This is a genomic window from Rhodobacter sp. SGA-6-6, from assembly GCF_011043545.1.
Lineage (GTDB): Bacteria > Pseudomonadota > Alphaproteobacteria > Rhodobacterales > Rhodobacteraceae > Pseudogemmobacter.
This window is the reverse complement of sequence record NZ_JAAKGP010000041.1, coordinates 1-2,773: the sequence shown is the minus strand read 5'-3', so window position 1 is coordinate 2,773 and position 2,773 is coordinate 1. Positions and strand designations below refer to the sequence as shown.

Below are 2,773 nucleotides of genomic sequence, written 5' to 3'. Positions count from 1 at the left end.
GAGTCATGGGAGGCCCAAGGCCGCCTCTCGCGGGAGGCAAAGCCACCGCCTTCGATGCGGGGGCGAGGAGGCTACCAATTCTTCCAGCACAACTCCCTTATCTCACGGGAGCAAGAGGGCCATGCATCACCGGATAGAATCTGATGAATAGCTAAGGAGGCATAGCACAGCAACCTTTCGAGTAGAGCTTCTTGCCTCAGTGTTGTCGTCGAGCTAACCTAGAATGGAGCCACCTTCCGAAGGTATATCCCAGCCATGAATAAGAAACCCACTGAGGAAGAAACCACCGATGATCCGATCAGTGAAACTGTTGCGGATGCGGAAATATTATCCGATACGGTTACAAACGACGATCTCGCGCGAAGAATTCATAAAGTAAAAATTACCAGGGATGGTGAATTCGTCACATCAATAAAGATAACCGGGAAGATTCTGGAGAATGCTCAATCCATTGATGATCTCCCAGAATTTCTTCGCCTATCATTTAACTGGATGCAATCATGTCTTGGCTTCATTGAGGCCTTCCCGCTCTACGGAAGTGTTGCACAATATGTTCACCTGCATCAAGTAGAAGAGGATGTGGCGGCTTTTGCAGAGAGAAACTCGTCAAAATCAACTAGAATCGTCAGCGAAGACGGAAGCACACAAGAAACAATTTACGAAATAGATGAGAGATTTACATATGAGCTGAACAGGAGAATCTCCCAGCTCAACCAATACAAGAGGGCTGAAAAGTCATTTATTCGTGCACAGCTTCTTGGAATAATTGCTGAGTATGAAGCATTCATCGCCGATCTGCTCAGAATATCTATTAAGCGGCGCCCAGAGGCTTTCATTTCCGCTGAATCGAAGATATCTGTTCACGATGTAATCAAGAGTATCGACATAGAGCAGCTGAAAGACATTGCCATCGAAGAGAAGATAGAGAACATCCAGAGAGAGAGTCATGTTGAGCAGATAAAAATTATACTAGGAAAATTAAAACTATCGGTACCCGATCAAAAGACTCTCATGGAGTTTGGCGAAATATGTGAGCGTCGAAATATCATTACTCATGGGAATGGGCTGGTCAACAAGATATACATATCAAAACTGAAGGAGTTGGGATTTTTGGAATCAAATATTCCAAAAGTCGGATCCGAATTGACAATTGACCTAAAATACCTAAGAAGATCTCTTGCGCGAGTGTTCCAGATGGGATTTTTTACACTGCACATAGTCTGGCAACACCTAGAGCCCGAAAATTCAAACAAATCCATCTCATCACTAGTGGATGCAGCTCATGATTTCCTTGTTGCCGGCTATACCAAAATATCCGGGAGGATCAGCGAGTTTATACTTAATAATAAAAGCCCGGCTACCGAGCTAAGCAGGGCATACTCTATCATTAATTTAGCCCTCTCCGTGTATCTAGATGAGAAGATCCCAGCCAAGGAAAAGACGGAAAAGGTTGAGGAAATCCTCGCGCGAAGAGATTGGGCAATTGTCGGACCCACCCTCAACTTGGCTATTAATTGCGTTAGGGGGAAGCATGATGAACTTGGCAAGCTAATTGATCTCGCAATCAATGATGGACTTACAGAGCACAATCTATTAACTTGGGCGCTTTTTACCAAAGCGCGACATGAAGAGGTATTCAGGAAAAAGATTAAGGAGCATTTTGGAATTGAAGTAGATCCCCCCGAGGGCGGACCTTAAAGTTCCAACCCTCCACGTTGGAAAAGGATTGCAGAGCTTTGTCATTACATGTGTACGGCTCATCAATCCCCTTCACCCGAGCTCAGCATACAATCATTCTTTAGTAGTGGTCTTGGGAAATAGTATGAGGATAGAGGAAGTGGCCAAGGTGGAGGGAAGCTGGACCGACGACCTCTCTCCTCGGCACTCATTAGCACCGATCGGCAATCAACCCCTTCTTGTGCAGACGACCCAAGCACTCCGAGTCAAAGCCCTTCCAAGCCCTCCCCTCATCGGTAGCGTCAGCCACATCACGCCCAGAATGGCCTCTTCGATCCGATCTTGATCAATCTCCATGCCCAGATCCTATCACAGATCATCGCTACAACTGTGATCCAGATCGAGCGGGTACGCTTCCCCCATAACGGTGTTCCAAGGTAATCCTCCCCAAGGTTAAGGGGCTGCATAAGTAGAATTTTCTCGTAGCGTGAACTGAGGAGATTCGAATGAGAAAGAGCCGTTTCACGGAACCGCAGATCATGGCTGTGCTTCGTCAGGCCGAGAACGGAGTGGCCGTGCCTGAACTTTGCCGGGAACATGGGATCAGCACGGCGAGCTTCTACAAGTGGCGCTCGAAGTATGGCGGCATGGATGCGTCGATGATGAGCCAGATGAAGTCCCTTGAAGACGAGAACCGGCGGCTGAAGCGCATGTTCGCCGACCTGAGCATGCAGGCCGAGCTGCTCAAGGAGGCTCTTGGAAAAAAATGACACGGCCAGCTCAACGCCGCGAGTTGGCCGAGAAGGCGGTGGCGACGAAGGGGGTCAGCATCGCGCTGGCCTGCCGGGCCTTTGGTGTGAGCGAGACCTGCTTTCGCTACAGCCCAAAGCGCGATGCTGAGAATGAGTTCATCGCAGCCCTTCTGGAAGGGCTGACCAAGGCGCACCGGACCTGGGGTTTCGGGCTATGCTTCCTGTATATGCGCAACGTCCAGGGGCACCCCTGGAACCACAAGCGTGTCCGTCGGATCTATTGCGAGTTGGAACTGAACCTGCGGATCAAACCCAGGCGAAGGATCAAGCGCGACAAGCCCGAT

Annotated in this window: 1 protein-coding gene and 1 pseudogene; both read left to right on the top strand. The window is 49.1% G+C overall.

All coding sequences use genetic code 11. The annotated features are described in order from the left end of the window. Positions 1-255 precede the first annotated feature (255 nt). Positions 256-1,698 (top strand): hypothetical protein, encoded by a 1,443-nt coding sequence (locus G5B31_RS20785; protein ID WP_165020097.1) that lies wholly within the window; start codon positions 256-258, stop codon positions 1,696-1,698. A gap of 485 nt (positions 1,699-2,183) precedes the next feature. Continuing rightward, positions 2,184-2,773 (top strand): annotated as a pseudogene (locus G5B31_RS20780) (transposase); the annotation flags it as partial.